This window comes from Paraburkholderia sp. C35 (assembly GCF_003121405.1).
Taxonomy (GTDB): domain Bacteria; phylum Pseudomonadota; class Gammaproteobacteria; order Burkholderiales; family Burkholderiaceae; genus Paraburkholderia.
The window spans coordinates 144,598-163,245 of sequence record NZ_QBUY01000001.1; the positions used below are offsets into that span (position 1 = coordinate 144,598).

Annotated in this window: 20 protein-coding genes; 13 read left to right on the forward strand and 7 right to left on the reverse strand. The window is 64.3% G+C overall.

Annotated elements, in window-relative coordinates; all coding sequences use genetic code 11:
• The first annotated feature begins 18 nt into the window (after positions 1-18).
• The 10 genes from DK391_RS00635 (at position 19) to DK391_RS00680 (ending at position 9,233) form a co-directional block, all read left to right on the forward strand.
• Complete coding sequence (locus DK391_RS00635) at positions 19-798, forward strand: ATP-binding cassette domain-containing protein (RefSeq protein WP_109476046.1); 780 nt, start codon at positions 19-21, stop codon at positions 796-798.
• On the forward strand, positions 795-1,658 hold the full coding sequence (locus DK391_RS00640; RefSeq protein ID WP_109476047.1) for an ABC transporter permease subunit: 864 nt from the start codon (positions 795-797) through the stop codon (positions 1,656-1,658). Before DK391_RS00635 ends, DK391_RS00640 begins: the two co-directional genes overlap by 4 nt.
• Positions 1,655-3,211 carry an FAD-binding protein gene (locus tag DK391_RS00645; RefSeq protein WP_109476048.1) on the forward strand — a complete coding sequence of 519 codons (1,557 nt, stop codon included), beginning with the start codon at positions 1,655-1,657 and terminating at the stop codon, positions 3,209-3,211. Before DK391_RS00640 ends, DK391_RS00645 begins: the two co-directional genes overlap by 4 nt.
• A 14-nt stretch (positions 3,212-3,225) precedes the next feature.
• Positions 3,226-3,558: a 4Fe-4S binding protein gene (locus DK391_RS00650; RefSeq protein ID WP_109476049.1), complete on the forward strand. Its 333-nt coding sequence runs from the start codon at positions 3,226-3,228 to the stop codon at positions 3,556-3,558.
• A 172-nt stretch (positions 3,559-3,730) separates the two neighbouring features.
• Positions 3,731-4,687, forward strand: a complete 957-nt coding sequence (locus DK391_RS00655; RefSeq protein WP_109476159.1) for an AraC family transcriptional regulator — start codon at positions 3,731-3,733, stop codon at positions 4,685-4,687.
• Positions 4,688-4,777: 90 nt separating this feature from the next.
• The gene (locus tag DK391_RS00660; protein ID WP_109476050.1) at positions 4,778-5,344 is read left to right on the forward strand and encodes a carboxymuconolactone decarboxylase family protein; all 567 of its coding nucleotides are present in this window, start codon (positions 4,778-4,780) and stop codon (positions 5,342-5,344) included.
• A complete protein-coding gene (locus DK391_RS00665; RefSeq protein ID WP_109476051.1) occupies positions 5,341-6,420 on the forward strand; it encodes an acyl-CoA dehydrogenase family protein in 1,080 nt (359 codons plus the stop codon). The genes DK391_RS00660 and DK391_RS00665 overlap by 4 nt, the downstream gene beginning before the upstream one ends.
• Entirely contained in the window at positions 6,417-7,181 is a 765-nt protein-coding gene (locus DK391_RS00670; protein WP_109476052.1) for an ABC transporter ATP-binding protein, read from the forward strand. Before DK391_RS00665 ends, DK391_RS00670 begins: the two co-directional genes overlap by 4 nt.
• A gap of 41 nt (positions 7,182-7,222) precedes the next feature.
• Positions 7,223-8,413, forward strand: coding sequence for an ABC transporter substrate-binding protein (locus DK391_RS00675; RefSeq protein ID WP_109476053.1), 1,191 nt, complete (start codon positions 7,223-7,225; stop codon positions 8,411-8,413).
• Positions 8,406-9,233: an ABC transporter permease gene (locus tag DK391_RS00680; RefSeq protein ID WP_204117262.1), complete on the forward strand. Its 828-nt coding sequence runs from the start codon at positions 8,406-8,408 to the stop codon at positions 9,231-9,233. The genes DK391_RS00675 and DK391_RS00680 overlap by 8 nt, the downstream gene beginning before the upstream one ends.
• Positions 9,234-9,352: 119 nt before the next feature.
• Here the strand turns inward: DK391_RS00680 and DK391_RS00685 are convergent, their stop codons facing one another.
• A complete protein-coding gene (locus tag DK391_RS00685) occupies positions 9,353-10,183 on the reverse strand; it encodes a CmcJ/NvfI family oxidoreductase (RefSeq protein WP_109476055.1) in 831 nt (276 codons plus the stop codon).
• 31 nt (positions 10,184-10,214) lie between these two features.
• Complete coding sequence (locus tag DK391_RS00690) at positions 10,215-10,439, reverse strand: hypothetical protein (RefSeq protein ID WP_109476056.1); 225 nt, start codon at positions 10,437-10,439, stop codon at positions 10,215-10,217.
• A 241-nt stretch (positions 10,440-10,680) separates the two neighbouring features.
• Here DK391_RS00690 and DK391_RS00695 point away from each other — a divergent pair, with 241 nt between their 5' ends.
• Positions 10,681-11,277 (forward strand): nitroreductase family protein, encoded by a 597-nt coding sequence (locus tag DK391_RS00695; protein ID WP_109476160.1) that lies wholly within the window; start codon positions 10,681-10,683, stop codon positions 11,275-11,277.
• 64 nt (positions 11,278-11,341) lie between these two features.
• On the opposite strand, the gene DK391_RS00700 is transcribed toward DK391_RS00695, so the two are convergent.
• On the reverse strand, positions 11,342-12,625 hold the full coding sequence (locus DK391_RS00700; protein WP_109476057.1) for an acyl-CoA dehydrogenase family protein: 1,284 nt from the start codon (positions 12,623-12,625) through the stop codon (positions 11,342-11,344).
• 281 nt (positions 12,626-12,906) lie between these two features.
• Between DK391_RS00700 and groES the strand changes: the two genes are divergently transcribed.
• Both groES and groL read left to right on the forward strand, forming a co-directional pair.
• Complete coding sequence (gene groES / locus DK391_RS00705; protein WP_035994677.1) at positions 12,907-13,197, forward strand: co-chaperone GroES; 291 nt, start codon at positions 12,907-12,909, stop codon at positions 13,195-13,197.
• A 13-nt stretch (positions 13,198-13,210) separates the two neighbouring features.
• Entirely contained in the window at positions 13,211-14,851 is a 1,641-nt protein-coding gene (groL, locus tag DK391_RS00710; protein WP_109476058.1) for a chaperonin GroEL, read from the forward strand.
• 124 nt (positions 14,852-14,975) lie between these two features.
• Here groL and DK391_RS00715 read toward each other — a convergent pair whose 3' ends face one another.
• Genes DK391_RS00715 through DK391_RS00730 form a run of 4 tightly spaced genes read right to left on the reverse strand, consistent with a single transcriptional unit; the run spans position 14,976 to position 18,631 of the window.
• Positions 14,976-15,293, reverse strand: a complete 318-nt coding sequence (locus DK391_RS00715) for a ferredoxin family protein (protein WP_109476059.1) — start codon at positions 15,291-15,293, stop codon at positions 14,976-14,978.
• Positions 15,290-16,939, reverse strand: coding sequence for an FAD-binding protein (locus DK391_RS00720; protein ID WP_109476060.1), 1,650 nt, complete (start codon positions 16,937-16,939; stop codon positions 15,290-15,292). Before DK391_RS00720 ends, DK391_RS00715 begins: the two co-directional genes overlap by 4 nt.
• A gap of 43 nt (positions 16,940-16,982) precedes the next feature.
• Complete coding sequence (locus DK391_RS00725; protein WP_035994688.1) at positions 16,983-17,804, reverse strand: ABC transporter permease; 822 nt, start codon at positions 17,802-17,804, stop codon at positions 16,983-16,985.
• Between the two features lie 26 nt (positions 17,805-17,830).
• Positions 17,831-18,631: an ABC transporter ATP-binding protein gene (locus DK391_RS00730; RefSeq protein ID WP_035994691.1), complete on the reverse strand. Its 801-nt coding sequence runs from the start codon at positions 18,629-18,631 to the stop codon at positions 17,831-17,833.
• Positions 18,632-18,648: the final 17 nt, after the last annotated feature.

Genomic DNA, 18,648 nt, shown 5'->3' on the forward strand with positions numbered 1-18,648 from the left:
GACGCGACAGGCCAGCCGATGATTCGCGTCGAATCCGTCAGCGTCGACTTCGAAACGGGCGCAAGGCGCCGTACCGTGCTGTCGAATATCGATCTCGATCTGCGCGACGGCAGTTTCACGGTAGTGCTCGGTCCTTCGGGTTGCGGCAAGACCACGCTGCTGAACGTGATCGCGGGATTCATCGCGCCCACGGCCGGCAAGGTCACGCTGGACGGCGTGGCCGTGACGGGGCCGGGCGCGGAACGCGGCGTCGTCTCGCAGGACGATGCCTTGCTGCCGTGGCAGAACGTCGCGCAGAACATCGGCTTCGGGTTGAAGCTGCACGGCTTGCCACGCGACGCGTTGCGCGACAAGGTCGACTCGCTGCTGGCGCTGACAGGTCTGAGCGAGTACGCCGACTATCCGTTGTGGAAGATTTCGGGCGGCATGCGTCAGCGCGTGAATCTTGCACGCTCGCTTGCCGTCGATCCGCGCTTTCTGCTGCTCGACGAACCGCTCGGCGCACTCGACGCGTTCACGCGTCAACGCATGCAGGAATACCTGCTGCAACTCTGGACGCGCTACGACAAGGGCATGCTGATGATCACGCACGACATCACGGAAGCACTCTTCATGGCCACCGATCTCGTGCTGATGCGAGGCGACCCTGGCCGTATCGAGACCGTGCGCGCGCTGGACTTCGGGCGGCGTTTCGCAGCAGGCGAAAGCGCCCGCGCGATCCGCAATGACCCGGCGTTCGCGCGACTGCGTGACGAACTCGAAACGACCTTCTTCGCCGACGAGGGAGAAAAGATATGAGCGCAGCCGATCAATCCGTGCGTGCAGCGCCCGGTACGCCGGACGCGGCCGCAGATTCCGGCTCGCAGCATGCAGCGGGTACGCCGCGTGCCGCATGGCTCAGTTCGCGCCAGATCAGCGCAGTGACTGTGGTTGTGCTGATCGTCGCATGGGCCGTTGCGGCGCGTCTTCAACTGGTCAGCCCGGTGTTTCTGCCGTCGCCTGCTGCCGTCGCGCAGAAATTCGTCACCGTCGCCACGGATGGCTCCAGCAATGCCACGCTGCTCGAACACACGCTCGCCAGTCTGCATCGCATGCTCGCCGCGCTATTGCTGGCCATCGTCACCGCCATTCCCGTCGGCATTCTGACAGGCATGAACCGCGTCGCACAGGCCATCGTCGATCCGCTGATCGAGTTTTATCGCCCGATTCCGCCGCTTGCGTATCTGCCGCTCATCGTGATCTGGTGCGGGATCGGCGAGCCGTCGAAGGTGCTGCTCATCTGGCTCGCCATCTTCGCGCCTCTTGCAATTGCCACGCAGCAAGGCGTGAAGCGCGTGAAGCCGGGACGTGTGCGTGGTGCGCGCGCGCTCGGTGCGTCCAGCTGGCAAATCGTACGCTACGTGGTGATACCTTCCGCCGCGCCGGACGTGCTGACGGGCATTCGCATCGGCCTGGGCGTCGGCTGGTCGGTACTGGTTGCAGCGGAACTGATCGCGGCCACGCGTGGGCTCGGCTTCATGATCCAGTCCGCCGGGCAGTTCCTCGAAACCGATGTGGTCATCATGGGCATCATCGTGATCGCGCTGATCGCCGCCACGATCGAATGGGGCCTGCGGCGCGTGCAAAAGGCGCTGGTGCCGTGGGACGGGCACGCATGAGCGCGTCACACGACCAGCACGACGTTGCGTTGCAGGCGGACGTGTTCGTGGCAGGCGGCGGCCCGGCGGGCACATGGGCCGCGCTGATGGCGGCACGCAGCGGCGCGAGCGTCGTGCTCGCCGACAAGGGCTACTGCGGCACGTCGGGCGCTGCCGCTGCCTCGAACAACAATGTCTGGTACGTGCCGGACCCAGACGATTACGCGCGTCATTTCGTAGAGCGTTATCGCAGCGGCGGCGAACTCAGCGAACTGTCATGGACGTCGAGCGTGCTCGACGCTTCAGCGCGTCAATTGCAACTGCTCGAGACGCTCGGCTTTCCATTTCCGCGCAAGGATGACGGCACGCCGAATCGCGCCACGCTGCGCGGCCCCGACTACATGCGCTTCATGCGTCAGCAGATTCGACGCGCGGGCGTGACGATACTCGATCATGCGCCGCTGCTTGGCCTCGTGCGCGACCAGCGCGAGGGCCGCGTCACAGGCGCATTCGGCGAGCGCCGCGACGGCTCGCGCTGGCAGGTAAGCGCCAATGCCTGCGTGATCGCCACGGGCGGCTGCGCGTTTCTGGGCGGCGCGCTCGGCACCAACGTCTGCACGGGCGACGGGCATCTGGCGGCGGCCGAAGCAGGCGCGCTGTTCTCCGGGATGGAGTTTTCCAGCCAGTACGGCCTCGCGGCGGCGTTCTCGTCGGTCACCAAGGGTTTGCCGTTCATCTGGGCCAGTTATTCGACGCAGGACGGCAGGCCACTTCCTGTCGACGAGGACGATGCGTTTATCCCCGTGGCCAGAACGCTCATCCACGAGCCCGTGTTTGCCGTCTTCGATCGCGCGACGCCCGAGATCGAACGATGGCTGCGCTCGGGTCAGGCCAACGCCTTCCTGCCCTACGACCGCATGGGTATCGACCCGTTCCGTACGCGCTTCCCCGTCGGCCTGCGCCACGAAGGCACGGTGCGCGGCACGGGCGGCATCCGCCTTGCCGATACCGACGGCAGTACCGACGTGCCGGGCCTCTATGCGGCAGGCGACGCGGCCTCGCGTGAAGTGATCGTCGGTGCGCGCACAGGCGGCGGCTCGCCGAATGCCGCATGGGCCATCGCCACGGGAAGCTGGGCGGGCGCGGCGGCAAGCCGCTTCGCGAAAGCGCACAGCGGCCTGCAAGCGGTCGACGTCGACGCGCTCCGTGCGCAGCTTGCCACCAGCGATCCGCACGCCGCCGCTGAAACGCTCGAACGCGATGTCCGGCCGCCCGAGGTCCATCTGTTCCGCCGTGAACCACGGCTCACGGCTGCGCTGCGCACCATCGAAGCCGCGCTCGCAACCCGCGCACCCGCTGAAGCGTCACTCGCTGCCAGCCGCAGCGCCCACGCGCTGATGTACGTCGCGAAACTGTCGTACACGAGTGCGCTCGCGCGGCGCGAAACGCGCGGGATGCATCGGCGTGACGACTTTCCGCTGCAAGACGGTCTTGCGTCGCGGCTGCTGATCGGCGGCGTGGAGGATGAACCCGCGCTGCGCTGGCAGACCGTTGCCGCCCCCGCCATCGCCTGACAGGACACCCCGTTTTGATCGAACTTATCAGCGAATCGCGCTGCACTGCCTGTGACCGTTGCGTCGACGTCTGCCCGACCAACGTGTTCGATGCCGTGAAGGGCAGTATTCCCGTCATCGCCCGCCCCGACGCGTGCCAGACCTGCTTCATGTGCGAGCTGTATTGCCCCGCCGACGCGCTGTACGTGCACCCGTTCGCGAACGAGCACGTGGCTGTCGACGAAGCGCAACTCGTGCACGACGGTGCGCTTGGCGCCTATGGCCGCTCACTCGGCTGGAAACGGGCACGCGCAGGGGGCACGGAGCGCGATGAAACACATCGTCTGTTCGAGCTTGGCGTAACGTAAGTCCCGCAAACGCGCATCAGCCAGCCGAAGACCGCCCGCCGCTCACCACGGTGCAAAGCTTATGCCGCAAACGCATATGCATTCCACGATCGCTTGTTTTACGGCGCAAGCGCACAACGCTAAGCTCGAAATCCGCCATCGACTTCCCATGGCTTCACCGCCTACGCCCATCATGCCGACCTCCGCCGAACAGGCCGCCGACTGGCTGCTCTCCGGACTCGAACTGCGAAGCACCCTGTTTCACGTGGGGCGCTACTGCGGGGCGTATCGCGCGTCGACGGCAGGCCATCAGCGCGCGAGTTTTCATCTGGTGCTGGAAGGCACCTGCTGGCTTCATCTTCCGGCCAAAAACGGCCGCGCCGCGCAAAGCACGCGGCTCGTCGCGGGCGATGCCGTGTTTCTGATGCACGACATGGCGCATTGTCTGACGCCTGATTCCAACGCGCCATCCGCTGCCGAATACGCCGTGCGCATCGGCGCCATGACGCCGCTCGACGCACTCGACGGTTCACACGATGGCATCGCGCTGGCGTGCGGCTTCTTCGAATTCCGTTCCGATCTCGGCGAAGCGATCACCGGCCTGCTGCCCGATCACATCCTCGCGCGTCACGATGACGCGAAGCTGCACGGCGCGCGCACGCTATTCGATCTGATCCGTGTGGAAGCCGCCCGAGCGCACGACGCGCCCTCGCCGCTCATCAATCGTCTGACGGATGCGCTGTTCTTCTATGCGCTGCGCGCCGTCGCCAGCGCCGACGATTTCGCGCCGGGCCTGTGGTCGGTGATGCGGCGCTCCGAATTTACGCCGCTCGTCAGCGCGATCATCGAGAAACCCGGCGACGACTGGACCACGCACACGATGGCGGCGTTTTGCCACATGTCGCGTGCGCGTTTCTGCAAGCAGTTTGCGCAAGCGTGCGGACAGCCTCCTGCGCAGTTTCTTGCCCTGCTGCGCATGAAGGTCGCGGCGGAGATGTTGCGGCACGGCGCATCGACGCTCAGCACCGCCGAGCACGTCGGCTATCAATCGGAATCCGCCTTCGCACAGGCCTTCAAACGCGTCACGGGCCTGCCGCCGGGTACATGTCGCCGCGAGCCCGCAAGCGCCGCTCAAACGCCCGTCCATTGACTTGAGACAAACGCGCATGAAAGCGAGACGGCGGCGCATTGCCGGCTCGACTGGCGGCGTCAACAATGAGGCTTTCCGATCGAGGATGCCATGAGCCGTCTGCCTCTCCAAACCATCGAAAGCGCGCCCGAAGCCAGCCGCCCGTTTCTTCAGAAGTCGCAAGCCGCGAATGGCTTTCTGCCGAATCTGGTTGCAGCCTTGGCCAATGCGCCCACCGCGCTCGAAACCTATCTGACCGTCGGTGAAATCAATTCGCGCAGCGGTCTCACGCTGGCCGAACGCGAAGTCGTGCAGATCACGGCCGCCGCGATTCACGGCTGCGGTTTCTGCGTTGCCGGTCATACGGCCGTCGCGCTGAAAAAGGCGCAATTGCCCGAAGCGGTTGTCGATGAAATCCGTGCGCAAGGCACCGTGTCCGATGTGCGTTTGAACGCTGTCGCGGCGTTCGCACGCGAGGTGATCGCCACGCGCGGCGCTGTGTCCGACGAAGCCTTCGCCGCGTTCAAATCCGCCGGCTACAGTGACGCCAACGCACTCGAAGTGATTCTCGGCGTGAGCCTTGCAACGCTGTGCAACTTCGCGAACAACCTGGCGCGCAACGAGTTGAATCCGCAACTCGAGGCGTATCGCTGGGAGCCGAAGGCGCAGGCGGCATGAACGCGCCCGTGAGCTTCGAGGCGCTCGACGCGTGGCTCGACGCGAACGCCGAGGCACTCGACGTCGACGCATCCCGTGCGTCAGAGGTGCTGCCGCAACTGGTGCGCTCGCGTGCCGTTGCGGTGGGCGTGCCCGAAGCGCTGGGCGGCACGGGCGGCAGCATCGCGGACGCAATCGATACGGTCGCCGCCGTCGCTCAACGTTCGCTGACCGCCGCCTTCGTGCTGTGGGGGCATCGCACCTTCATCGAATACGTACTGCAAAGCGAGAACGAAGCGCTGCGCACACGCTGGCTGGCCCCGCTTCTTGCGGGCGAGATCGCAGGCGCCACAGGGCTGTCGAATGCGATGAAGTATCTGTCGGATATCGAGTCCTTGCAGATGCACGCGGCACGCAGCGGCAACGCGTTCACACTGAACGGCAGCCTGCCGTGGATCACCAACCTGCGGCGTGAAGGCTTCATCGCCGCCGCAGCCTTCGATCACGACGACGGCTCGCCGCCCTCCATCTTCGCAATCCCGCACGATGCACCCGGCGTCGAGCGTAGCGACGATCTCGACCTGATCGCCCTGCGCGCAAGCAATACGGCTGCGCTGCGCGTCAACGGCACCGTGCTCGACGACACGTACCGGCTCGCCGCCAACGCACCCGTGTGGCTCGCCCGCGTGCGCCCGGCCTTTCTCGGCCTGCAATGCGGGATGTCGGTCGGACTCGCGCGGCGTGCATTGCTCGCCACGCTGGAAGCGAGCGAAGCGTCGCGTGGATCGATCCGCGACGAAATTAACGAACTCGAAGCGACGCTCGCCAGTCAGTCGTCGCAACTGAAGCAGGGCGTGCTCGACGGCACCTTCTTCAACTCGCCTGCAACGATGTTCGAGCTGCGCATCGCACTCGTCGATACCGTCACGCAAGCCGTCTCGCTCGAAGTGCAGGCGACGGGTGGGCGTGGTTATCTGCGTGGCCAGAGCGGCGGCGCGCGACGTGTGCGAGAGGCGTCGTTCATCCCCATCGTCACGCCGAGCCTCGTGCAACTGAAGTCGCAACTCGCGCGGCATCGACGGGCGGCAGCGGCATGACGCAAGGCGCGCATATCGTCGCGAGCGGCGTCACGCTGCGCTATGCCACGCGCGGCGTGCTGAACGGCGTGGATCTGGCGGTCGCGCCGGGCGAACTCGTTGCGCTGCTCGGACCAAGCGGTTGTGGCAAGTCGTCGCTGTTGCGGGCCATCGCGGGCCTGACGCGAGTCACGTCCGGCACGATTCGCGTCGATGGCGCAACGGTAGATGGACCGCGCCCCGAAGTTGCGCTCGCGTTTCAGGATCCGTGTCTGCTGCCGTGGCTCACGGTCGAGCGCAACGTGGCTTTCGGGCTGACGTTCGCGCGTCAGCCGCAACTCACGCGCACGGTCCGCAAGGAACGGGTGACGAACGCGCTGGCCGCCGTCGGACTGGAACATGCGCGTCACTGGCTGCCGTCGCAACTCTCCGGCGGCATGGCGCAGCGCGTCGCGCTGGCACGCTGCCTCGCGCGCGAACCGCGTGCATTGCTGCTCGATGAACCGTTCGGCGCGCTCGACGAAGTGACCCGCGCCGACATGCAGCAGCTTCTGATCGCCGCCGTGCGCAACACAGGCGCATCCGCGCTGTTCGTCACGCACGATATCGACGAAGCGCTGCTGGTCGCCGATCAGATCGTGCTGCTCGGCAATCGCGGCACGCTCGTGGGACGTTGGGCAGTCGAACTGCCGCAGCCACGCCACACCCAGGTGCGCTCGCTCGGCGAGTTGCGCATATCCATCCTTCAGGCGCTGCAAAACTCGATATCAGAGACAGCCTGAATCCGGCAGACGAATCCGGCACAAACAAGCGGGGAATCTTCATGTGCAACGTACCGATGTCACGACGCGAATGGCTCAAGCTCGCGTCGCTCTTTACCGTCGCAGGCGCGGCGCCGCTGCTGAAATCGCTCGATGCGCGCGCTGCCGTCGATCCGGATGCGCCCGTACGCATCGGCTACCTGCCCATCACCGATGCAACGCCGCTGCTCGTCGCCCATAACAACGGCTATTTCGACGCGGCAGGCATTCAGGCGGAAAAGCCGACGCTATTGCGAAGCTGGGCACAACTGGTCGAGGCATTCCTGTCCGGACAGGTCAACGTCGTGCATCTGCTCTCTCCGATGACGGTGTGGGCGCGCTACGGCAGCAAGGCGCCCGCCAAGGTAGTGGCATGGAATCACGTGAATGGATCGGCATTGACGGTTTCGCCCGATGTGAACACGGTGGCGGATCTCGGCGGCAAGACGGTTGCCGTGCCGTTCTGGTATTCGGTGCATAACGTCGTGCTGCAGGACATGCTGCGTGCGCAGGGCCTCACGCCTGTGCTGAAGCATTCGGGCACGCCTGGGCCGAAGGAAGTCAACCTGATCGTGATGGCGCCGTCCGATATGCCGCCCGCGCTGGCCTCGAAACAGATTGCGGGCTATATCGTCGCCGAGCCGTTCAATGCGGCGGCTGAGCAACTGAACGTCGGCAAGATTCTGCGGTTTACGGGCGACGTATGGCGCAATCACGCGTGCTGTGTGATCTTCATGCACGAGCAGGATCTGACGCAGCGCGCAGCGTGGTCGCAGAAAGTGGTCGACGCCATCGTCAAGGCGCAACTGTGGACGCGCGCCAATCCGCAAGAGGCCGCAAAGCTGCTGTCGAAGGAAGGCCCGAATCACTACACGCCGCACGCGCCGCAACTGCTCGCGCGCGTGCTGGCGCCCCAGGCCGCCGATCAGGGCCGTTATCTCGGCGACCATGCGATCCAGCACGCCGACTGGAACTCGAAGCGGATCGATTTCCAGCCCTATCCGTATCCGAGCTACACAGAAGAACTCGTGCGCAGGCTGAAAACGACCCAGGTGGAAGGCGCGAGCCAGTTCCTCGCGTCGCTCGATCCGAAGCAGGTCGCAAGCGACCTCGTCGATGACCGCTTCGTGAAGAAGAGCATCGAAGCATCCGGCGGCCTCGCGGCGTTCGGTCAGGATGCGGGCTATGTTCGCAAGGAGACGATCGTTGTCTAGCGTGCTCGTTCGTGAGGCTTCGTCACCTGCACGCAGCCGCAAGCCAGCGTCCGCGCATTGGCGCAGTGTCGCGCTGGGCGTCGCGGGCCTCGCCGCCACGCCGGCGCTCTGGTGGCTCGCCGTCACGCTGCTCGCGGGCCACCACGCGATGGCCGCACAGTTCGCGCCGCAGCGCGCGCTCGAAGCCCTGCCTGCCCTCGTCAGCAGGGAGCTGTTGCTCGTGCTCGTGGCCACCAGTCTCAAGCGTATTGCCGTCGGACTGGCATGGGCGCTCGTGGTCGGCGTGCCACTAGGTTTCGCCGTCGGCCGTTTGCGCTGGCTCGAACAGACACTCTCGCCCACGTTGCAGTTTCTGCGCATGATCTCGCCGCTTTCGTGGATGCCGCTGGCCGTGATGTCGCTCGGCGTCGGCGATCGTGCGGTGTATTTTCTGCTCGCGTTCGCCGCTGTCTGGCCGCTCGTGATGAGCACGGCGTCGGGCGTCGCACATCTGGACCGGCGCTGGATCCAGCTTGGCGAAAGCCTCGCCGCCACGCGTGCGGAAATGCTCTGGCATATCTATGTGCCGGGCGTCGCTGCGCATGTGCTCACTGGCGTGAGACTCGCCATCGGCATCTTGTGGATCGTACTGGTGCCTGCAGAAATGCTCGGCGTGAGCGCGGGACTCGGCTATCTGATTCTCGATACCCGCGACCGGCTCGCGTATTCGGAGCTGACGGCCGTCATCCTCGTGATCGGCGTGCTGGGTTTTCTGCTGGATCTCGCGGCGCGCGCCATTGCCGCGCGCCTGTCGAGTGACGTGACGGTGCGGGATCAGTAGATCCCTGTATTACGCCGATGCATTGTTGACACGAGGTGAACCGGTCCGTCCCGATGGATGCGCTGCTGTTCTTGTTTGGCGGCACGGACGGCAGATGCCCGTGCACGCTCCGGCAAGCGTCAGAAAAACAATAGCGTGCGCAGTTCGATACTCCGACGCGGCCTGGCATCCGGCGGTGACGACGGATCATCGAATGCCGTATGCGCCGTCAGCCGCGCGATGTCGTCGCCGGCGGAATCGTAGATTTTCAGCAGCAGCACTTCGTCCGGCGTCATCAGCGGGAAGTAATACCAGTGATGCTTCGGGTTGTACACGAACGCATAGGTCTCGCCGACCTTGTCCTGATAGATCAGATCCGACGGCACGAGATCGGTCGGCGCGATACTGCGCGCATCGCACAACGCCAGCGGCGACGATTCGACCGTCCATCCGATGGGACGCCAAAGATTGACGATTGCCACCCTGCCCTTGAGCAGCGCGTCCACTTCGTGCGGCGGCAAATGATCGCGCACGCGGCGCGGACCCGACACAAAGGTCTGGTCGTTGTGAATGAACTTGACCGGCTCGCGCACGTTGCCTGGACGCGCCGCACGGCCGTCGCGCAGTGTGTGATCGAAGATGACGGCGCGCTTCGCGCCCGTCCAGCGTCTGAGCAACGCTTCCGACTCCGGATAATAGATGCGTTCTATCGCGGCAGGGTCCGAGAAATCGCTGAGCGTGCTCGCGTGCTGCCGCAACTCGAAACCGTTGCGGTCCAGCGATAAGCCGCCTGGCGGCGGCGAAACGCGCGCATTGACGATATTCACCCGCTGGGTCCGATACACGCCACTGCGCTGCGGCACGCCGGCAGGCGGCTCATAAGCGTACGTAGCGGGCTTTTCTCCCGTCGGGACGAGATAGTTCAAGGCGGCCTCGACGACGGCCGGCTGTTCAATGACGACATCGCTCATTGCTTACGCTCCATGCCTGCGCGTGAACGAATCAGTCCGGCGCTATTTCACCGATGATCTGACACGAATCCGATGTGACTGTGATGTTGAAATAGCCGGCGCGCGCGTAGCGGGCGATGCGTTCGAGGCGCTCCGGATCGTCGTTGCACGTGTGCTCCGGCACAGACGGCACAGGCCGCGCCTGCGCGCGCTGACGCACGAACTCGAACGGATGAAGCACGGCCAGACGGTAAAACGATGCGAGGCTCATCGACATGATGCGCCCTCCTGCTAGTGGCAATATCAGTTGAATCTAGTCAGTGAGGTGGCATTGCACAAACAAGCATTTGTGCAATGCTTTGCAACGCGTGGACGATGTATGAGCCGGCCGGTCGAAGCTGCGCGGCCCGGCTGCGCAAATATGCGCGACACTGCTTAGGATATGCACAAACATTGTTTGGATTCGTGCCTGTCGCCACTTAACGTCGTGGGTCGGATTACCCTTCATGCTCACGACCATGACCACATCGAATTCACGCACCGCCGAACATCCCATCGACCGGCAGTTTCTCGAGCGCTGGTCGCCGCGCGCTTTCGCGCCGGACGAGATTCCAGAAGCCTCGCTGCTGACCTTCCTCGAAGCAGCGCGCTGGGCGCCTTCTTCGTACAACTCGCAGCCGTGGCGCTTTGTCTATGCGCGTCGCGGCACGGCCCACTGGGACCGCTTTCTGGGCTTTCTCAACGAATTCAATCGCGGCTGGGCGCAACATGCAGCCGCCATTCTGATCGTGCTGTCGAAGCGCTCGTTCACGCCGCCAGGGGCAGCCGACCCGGTCGCGCTGGCCACGCATTCGTTCGATACGGGCGCTGCATGGGGCTATTTCGCGCTGCAGGCGAGCTTGTCCGGCTGGAAGGCGCACGGTCTAGCGGGTATCGAACGCGAGCAGATCCGCGCGGAACTCGCCATCCCCGATGATTACGCCGTCGAAGCCGCCATCGCTATCGGCCGTGCGGGCGACAAGTCGTCGTTGCCTGAAGGGTTGCAGAAGCGCGAGTCGCCGAGTCCGCGCAATCCGCTGGCGGCGTTTGCTGCTGAAGGACAGTTCACGTTCTAAGCGCCGTCATCTGTGCGGCAAGGCGCATCTCGACGAGATGCGCCTTCTCACGGTTCAATCCGCGTTATCCGTTGACAGCAACCGCTTGACCGGTTTCTGCGCGCTCCAGTTCACTGCGCGAATGCGCGAGGCTGAAGCGTTCATTGGAAGGCGTGCCGTTCAGATGGTAATTGCCCACGGCCGCTTCACGCTGGATCGCAGGATTATGCGAAGCCAGCACGCGCGCATTGCGCCAGTGACGGTCGAGCCGTCGTGTCTCACTGGTTGCTGACGCGCCGCCCACTTCGAACACCAGCGTTGCCGCTTCCAGCACCTGCTCGATCACGATCTGTTGCGCCTGGTACGCTTCGATATCGAGCGCGATATAGGTTTCCTTCGTCGCGCGGCCCGCGAGTCGCGCCTGATACGCGCTTTCCAGCGAACGTGCGACGGATGCCGTGATGCTCTCCGCCGAATACGCGAGACTGGCGAGACGCCCAATGACACGATGCACGAGCGGATTGTCACGCGGACTGGAGCGGCCAGGCACGCCGAACGTGCGCGTGTGCGCCTGCGCGAAGGCCACGCCATCACGCAGCACGGCGCGCGCAATGCCGGTCAGCGTCGCGAGATGGACGGTCTGATAGAACGCCGTCAATGAAGTATTGCGTCGCGGCTCCGACGCCTTGTAGCGCACCAGCAGTTGATCGTCTGTCACATGCACGGACTCGAAACGCGTCGTGCCGCTCGCCGTCAGACGCTGGCCAAAGCCGTCCCAATCGTCGATGCGCACGACACCCGGTGCGTCCGCGCGCACCACCACGCGCACGTCGTCGGTGCCATCGTGCGCGGCAACGTCGATCCAGTCCGCGTAGAGCGTGCCCGTGCTGTAGTACTTTTCGCCGTTTAGCCACCAGCCGTTGCCGCCTGTGTCGGCTACCAGTGTCACGGTGTTGTGCGTGCTGCCCGTACGCTCGGAGATCGCCGCACCGACGGTTTCGCCCGCGGCGATCTTCGGCAGCCAGCGCTCGCGCAGTGCTTCGTCATCGCTTTCGAGCCGGCTTTCGATAAAGCCCGAATTCAGTCGCAAGATCTGCGGCAGATTCGAATCGGCTTCACCCAGACGCGTCAACAGGCGAAAGAACTGCGGCAGGCTCACGCCGCTGCCGCCGTAACGCTGCGGCACGCGCAACGCGGTAAATCCCGCTTCTTTCAGCCAGCGCACGGCATCGTAGGCGAGTTCCCGATTCTGCTCGCGCTCGATACTACCGGCAGCAATCCGCTCGAATACGGGCGCAAAGCGCGCGTCGAGTTCCGCGTCGTCGGCGCCGCTGGCGGCGTCGTGCGGGGCGGCGGGAATCGTACTCATCGACAGTCTCCGGACAGGTTAACAGCCCTCCAGACTAAGCGCCGCCAACACGGCGCTGCAACCAACAAAAGCCGATAACGATATGCGCCAAACCGTGTAGCGCGGCTCGACGTCTTTAGGCCGCTACGTGCATTGCTAATCTCGTGCGTCCGGTTAAGTTTCTGCAAAACGATTATTGGAGTGCGCACAGAGCGCTTTTTATACTCGGCTCTCAGTCAGCACTCGCCGCATGAGAGTGCCAGCGAGATTCCCATTTCTTTATGCCTTGAAGGAAGAAACAGATGAGTTTGCGTCCGTTACATGATCGCGTGATCGTGAAGCGTCTCGATCAGGAAACCCGTACTGCATCGGGCATCGTGATTCCCGACAGTGCCGCCGAAAAGCCGGATCAGGGCGAAATCGTCGCCGTCGGGCCGGGCCGTCGCGGCGACGACGGCAAGCGTATCGAACCCGACCTGAAGGTCGGCGAGCGCGTGCTGTTCGGCAAGTACTCGGGCCAGTCGGTAAAGGTCGACGGCAACGAACTGCTGGTGCTGCGCGAAGAAGATATCGTCGCGGTCGTTCAATCCTGAGGAGAATGCAATCATGGCAGCCAAAGAAGTCGCTTTCAGCGATCACGCACGCTCGAAACTGGTAGAAGGCGTCAACCTGCTCGCCAATGCGGTGAAGGTCACGCTCGGCCCGAAAGGCCGTAACGTCGTGCTCGAACGGAGTTTCGGCAGTCCCATCGTGACGAAGGACGGTGTGTCGGTGGCGAAGGAAATCGAGCTTGCGGACAAGCTGCAGAACATCGGCGCGCAACTCGTCAAGGAAGTCGCGTCGAAAACCAGCGATGCCGCCGGTGACGGCACGACAACGGCCACTGTGCTCGCACAGGCCATCGTGCGCGAAGGCCAGAAATACGTCGCGGCGGGTCTCAATCCGCTCGATCTGAAGCGCGGCATCGACAAGGCGGTGATCGCCGCCGTCGAAGAACTCGCGAAGATCAGCAAGCCGACCACCACCAGCAAGGAGATTGCACAGGTTGCGACCGTCTCGGCCAACGGTGAAGAATCGATCGGTCAACGCATTGCGGAGGCTATCGACCGCGTCGGCAAGGAAGGCGTGATTACCGTCGAAGACGGCAAGTCGCTGGCCGATGAACTCGACGTGGTCGAAGGCCTGCAATTCGATCGCGGTTATCTGTCGCCGTACTTCATCAACAATCAGGATCGCCAGCTCTCCGTGCTCGAAGAGCCGTTCATCCTGCTGCACGACAAGAAGGTCTCGAACATCCGCGATCTGCTGCCCGTGCTCGAACAGGTGGCGAAGTCGGGACGCCCGCTGCTGATCATCGCGGAAGACGTGGAAGGCGAAGCGCTTGCGACGCTGGTCGTGAACAATATTCGCGGCATCCTGAAGACAGTGGCCGTGAAGGCACCGGGTTTTGGCGACCGTCGCAAGGCACTGCTCGAAGACATCGCCATTCTGACGGGCGGCCAGGTGATCGCCGAAGAAACCGGCTTGACGCTCGAAAAGGCGACGCTCGCGGAGCTCGGCCAGGCCAAGCGCATCGAGGTCGGCAAGGAGAACACCACGGTTATCGACGGCGCGGGCGAGAAGGTCAACATCGAGGCACGCGTGAAGCAGATTCGCGCGCAGATCGCCGAGGCAACATCGGACTACGATCGCGAGAAGCTGCAGGAACGCGTGGCGAAACTCGCTGGCGGTGTGGCCGTCATCAAGGTAGGCGGCGCGACCGAGATCGAAGTGAAAGAGAAGAAGGACCGCGTCGACGATGCGCTGCACGCAACGCGTGCGGCCGTCGAAGAAGGCATCGTGCCGGGCGGCGGCGTGGCGCTGATCCGTGTCAAGCAGGCGATCGCCGAACTGAAGGGCGCGAATGCCGATCAGAACGCCGGCATCAACATCGTGCGCCGTGCGCTCGAAGAGCCGCTGCGCCAGATCGTCGCGAATGCAGGCGAGGAAGCGAGCGTGATCGTCGCCAAGGTCGCGGAAGGTTCGGGCAACTATGGCTACAACGCCGCCACGGGTCAGTACGGCGATCTCGTCGAAACAGGTGTCGTCGATCCGACCAAGGTCACGCGTACCGCGCTGCAAAACGCGGCATCCGTGGCCAGCCTGTTGCTGACGACGGACGCCACCGTGCATGAAGCACCCAAGGATGCAGCGCCTGCTGCTGCGCCGGGCGGTCCGGGCGCGGGTGGTCCTGGCTTCGACTTCTAATGCACGATTGAGTGGATTCGCTGGCGCTGTGAAGCGTCAGCATAAGAACGCCGCGCACATCGATGAGATGTGCGCGGCGTTTGCGTTTGAGAGCGGCAAAAAAAGAATCGCGGCTACGAGGTTATCAATGCGCGCGGCTGAGCAGTTCGAAGCTGGCGTCGTCGCTCGCGGTCGAACGCCTGTCGCGTCCCCAGCCAACTGCCCGGCGATAGCTGCCCATCAATGCGGAATCGACAGCGAGGTCGAGGCTTTGTGCAGTCTCGGGCGCGACGAACAGTGCATCTTCCGGACAATAGAGTTCGCACATGAAGCAGGTTTGACAGTCTTCCTGCCGCGCGATCGTTGGCACGCCTTCAGGCACGGCATCGAACACATTGGTGGGACAGGCGCGCACGCAGATGTTGCAGCCGGTGCCGCGGGACGTATCGACGATCTCGATCATGCCGCCACTCCTTCGACTTGTGCCACGTCTCCTTTCACCTTGACACGTTCGACCCACACTTCGTCGAGGCCGCCGCTTAACAGCCGGTGACGCTGACCGGGATCGCTTGCCGCATATTCGTGCCGCCGATGCATGCCGCGCGTTTCATTGCGCTGCAATGCGCTGCGGTACATCCAGCGCGAAGTGGCGAGCATCGCGGCCGCTTCGCGGGCGCGCACGCCCTGCCGTACATCGCGCGGTGCGCCCGCATGACGCAAATGCAGCCAGAGCGCGTCGAGACGGCTCAGCGAATCGTCGAGCAGATCACTGCTGCGCGTCCAGTTGCGCTGGGTCGGAAATACTTCCTGCTGTACTGCGCGGATGACAGCCTCGCTATCGACGGGAGCTACGCCCCCGCCATCGCGCAATGCGACACGGCCCGCGTGCAGCAGCGTGCGCGCGCCTCGCGTGCGTCGCGACGAACGCGCATGATCTGCGGCACCCGCGCCCGCCCAGAACCCCGACGACATCGCCCACGCCGCATTGTGGCTGCCGCCGCCCGTGAAGCCGCCGCAGATCAGTTCGCGGGTCGCCGCATCGCCGGCTGCGTATAGGCCTTCCACCGAAGTCGCACACGTCTCGTCGACCAGATGCAAACCGCCCGTGCCGCGCACCGTCCCCTCCAGCCGCAGCGTGACGGGAAAGTGCTGCGTGAAGGGATCGATGCCGCGCCGGTCGAACGGCAGAAAGAAGTTCGGCTGCGCGCTGCGCATCCATGTGCGAATCGCTTCGTCGGCGCGGTCGAGGCACGCATAGACGGGCTGCGTCTCCAGCGTCTTCGCGATCACACCACGGCCGCGCGACGAGCCCGCCCCTTCGATCACCGAGCCTTCACGGTCATAGAACGTGGCCCAGTTGTAAAACAACGATTTCGTCACCGAAGCGAACGCGGGCCCAAGGCCGTAGGCATTCGAGAATTCCATGCCTGAAAGGGACGCGCCCGCTTCCGCAGCCATCAACTGGCCATCGCCCGTCAGCACGTTGCAGCCAAGCGCATTGCTCAGGAACGCACAGCCGCCCGTGGCGATGACCACGCTGCCCGCCTTCACGATCCATGTTTCGTCCGATTGCCGGTACACGCCCGCCGCGCCCGCGACGACGCCCTGCTCGTCGACGAGCAGTTCGAGCGCCGGACTGTGATCGAGAATACGCACGCCCGCCTGCTTGACGTGCTTGCGCATCAGCCGCATGTACTCCGGTCCTTGCAGCGAATTGCGCCGCTCGACGCCGGTTTCATCGATGGGAAACGGATAGCCCCATTGCGCGAGTTGCTCGCTGTTGATCCACGTCTGTTCGAGTACGCGGTCCATCCATGCGTGCTCGGCCAGTTCGCCGCCGAGCGCATAGCGGCTCGCCTTGGCGCGCGAGCGCTCGGCTGCATCGGGCGCGACGTGCCAGACGCCCGTCCCCGAGGGTGCCGTAGCGCCCGAGGTGCCACAAAAGCCCTTGTCCGCGAGGATGACCTTCGCACCCTTCGCGGCCGCGCTGATGGCCGCCCACGTGCCGGCCGGCCCGCCGCCTATCACCAGCACGTCTGCGTCATGCCATGCCTGCGCGTCGGCTGCTGCCACGCGCTCGAGACCTCTGCTTGCCGCTAATTCGCTCATCCGTATGTCCGTGTCCTGGAGAACATCATTGGAAGACAGCTCATCAGCCTTCGCCCTTCCATGCCGTCAGACGCCGTTCGGCCACCACCACGGCCTGATTGAACGCCAGCCCCAGCAATGCCAGCGTGACGATGCCCGCGTACATCTTGGGGATTTCGAAGGTGAACTGCGAGTAGTTGACGAGATAACCCAGCCCTGCTTTCGCGCCCACCATTTCCGCTGCGATCAGCACGAGAATCGAATACGCGCCCGCCACACGGATGCCCGTGAACACCGACGGCACAGAAGCGGGCAGCACGACCTTGACGAACAGTTGTACGGGCCTGAGCCCCATCGAGCGTGCGGAACGGATCAGCAATGGATCGACATTGCGCACGCCCGTGACGGTATTGAGCAGCACGGGCCAGATGCACGAGTAGATCACCATCGAAACCTTCGACGTCTCGCCCATGCCCAGCACGAGCACGAACACAGGCAGCAGCGCGAGCGGCGCGGTGTTGCGAAAGAGTTCCAGCAACGGGTTCAACACGTCGGCAAGCGTGCGATACCAGCCGATAAAGAGCCCCAGCGGCACGCCGACTGCCACGGCGATCGCGAACCCGGCTGCCGCACGCGCCGCGCTGGCAAGCAGATGCTGGCCCAGTTCGCCCGACACGGCCATGTCGAACAACGCGCGCAGCACCGTCGAAAACGGCGGCAGGAAGGTCGAGTCGACCCAACCGGCGCGCGGCAACACTTCCCACAGCGCAACGAAAGCAACGATAGCGATACTTCCACGCAACACGCGAGGCGCCGCCGTCAATACGTATTCGCGGATCGCACGCCACGCGCTGCCGTGCTTCGACTCGACCGACAACGTGCTCATGCTGATTCCTCCTGTCCGGATCACGCTCAGGCCGCGTGCGCGACCTGCAGATGCGGCCCGCTGCGGCGCTGGCGGATCAGTTGCCAGATCTCGTGACGCAACCGCACGAATTCCGGCGTGGCACGCACGTCTTCCGAGAGATCGTCGCGAGGCACATTCACCGGCAGCGCGTGCGTGATGCGCCCTGGCGCCGCCGCCATGACGAGCACCCGCTGGCCAAGATAGATGGCTTCATCGATGGAATGGGTGATGAACACCACCGTCGTGCCCGTGCGTTGCCAGATGCGCAGCAACTCGTCCTGCAAGGCTTCGCGCGTTTGCGCGTCGAGCGCGGCGAATGGTTCGTCCATCAGCAGCACGTCCGGCTCGTACGACAACGCGCGGGCAATCGCCACGCGCTGTTTCATCCCGCCCGACAGCTGATGAGGGTAATGACCGGCGAACGCGCCCAGGCCGACGAGATCGAGAAAGCGCTGCGCCGTTGCGCGACGCTCGCGTTTATCGACGCCCTTCGCTTCCAGTCCGAACTCGATGTTGCCGAGCGCCGTCTTCCACGGAAAGAGCGCGTATTGCTGGAACACGATGCCGCGATCGAGACCCGGCCCGTCGATCTCGCGCCCGCCTACCAGGATCTGTCCACGGTCGGGCTTCGTCAGGCCGCCGATCAGATCGAGCAAGGTTGTCTTGCCGCATCCGCTCGGTCCGACCAGCGCGACGAATTCACCTGGCGCGACATCGAATGACACATCATCCAGCACCACGAAATAGCCGCGCCGGTTCAGATGAAAACTCTTGCCGACGTTACGCACGCTAATCGACGCACTCATACTGCCTCCCGTTGATA

Bases quoted from the DNA above. Each gene is read 5' to 3' on its own strand.
- DK391_RS00690 (WP_109476056.1), bottom strand. From the start codon at position 10,439: ATGTCGATGAGCCTCGCATCGTTTTACCGTCTGGCCGTGCTTCATCCG.
- DK391_RS00645 (WP_109476048.1), top strand. From the start codon at position 1,655: ATGAGCGCGTCACACGACCAGCACGACGTTGCGTTGCAGGCGGACGTG.
- DK391_RS00675 (WP_109476053.1), top strand. From the start codon at position 7,223: ATGTGCAACGTACCGATGTCACGACGCGAATGGCTCAAGCTCGCGTCG.
- DK391_RS00660 (WP_109476050.1), top strand. From the start codon at position 4,778: ATGAGCCGTCTGCCTCTCCAAACCATCGAAAGCGCGCCCGAAGCCAGC.
- DK391_RS00685 (WP_109476055.1), bottom strand. From the start codon at position 10,183: ATGAGCGATGTCGTCATTGAACAGCCGGCCGTCGTCGAGGCCGCCTTG.
- DK391_RS00715 (WP_109476059.1), bottom strand. From the start codon at position 15,293: ATGATCGAGATCGTCGATACGTCCCGCGGCACCGGCTGCAACATCTGC.
- DK391_RS00640 (WP_109476047.1), top strand. From the start codon at position 795: ATGAGCGCAGCCGATCAATCCGTGCGTGCAGCGCCCGGTACGCCGGAC.
- DK391_RS00655 (WP_109476159.1), top strand. From the start codon at position 3,731: ATGCCGACCTCCGCCGAACAGGCCGCCGACTGGCTGCTCTCCGGACTC.
- DK391_RS00725 (WP_035994688.1), bottom strand. From the start codon at position 17,804: ATGAGCACGTTGTCGGTCGAGTCGAAGCACGGCAGCGCGTGGCGTGCG.
- DK391_RS00635 (WP_109476046.1), top strand. From the start codon at position 19: ATGATTCGCGTCGAATCCGTCAGCGTCGACTTCGAAACGGGCGCAAGG.
- DK391_RS00695 (WP_109476160.1), top strand. From the start codon at position 10,681: ATGACCACATCGAATTCACGCACCGCCGAACATCCCATCGACCGGCAG.
- DK391_RS00665 (WP_109476051.1), top strand. From the start codon at position 5,341: ATGAACGCGCCCGTGAGCTTCGAGGCGCTCGACGCGTGGCTCGACGCG.
- DK391_RS00670 (WP_109476052.1), top strand. From the start codon at position 6,417: ATGACGCAAGGCGCGCATATCGTCGCGAGCGGCGTCACGCTGCGCTAT.
- groES (WP_035994677.1), top strand. From the start codon at position 12,907: ATGAGTTTGCGTCCGTTACATGATCGCGTGATCGTGAAGCGTCTCGAT.
- groL (WP_109476058.1), top strand. From the start codon at position 13,211: ATGGCAGCCAAAGAAGTCGCTTTCAGCGATCACGCACGCTCGAAACTG.
- DK391_RS00730 (WP_035994691.1), bottom strand. From the start codon at position 18,631: ATGAGTGCGTCGATTAGCGTGCGTAACGTCGGCAAGAGTTTTCATCTG.
- DK391_RS00720 (WP_109476060.1), bottom strand. From the start codon at position 16,939: ATGAGCGAATTAGCGGCAAGCAGAGGTCTCGAGCGCGTGGCAGCAGCC.
- DK391_RS00700 (WP_109476057.1), bottom strand. From the start codon at position 12,625: ATGAGTACGATTCCCGCCGCCCCGCACGACGCCGCCAGCGGCGCCGAC.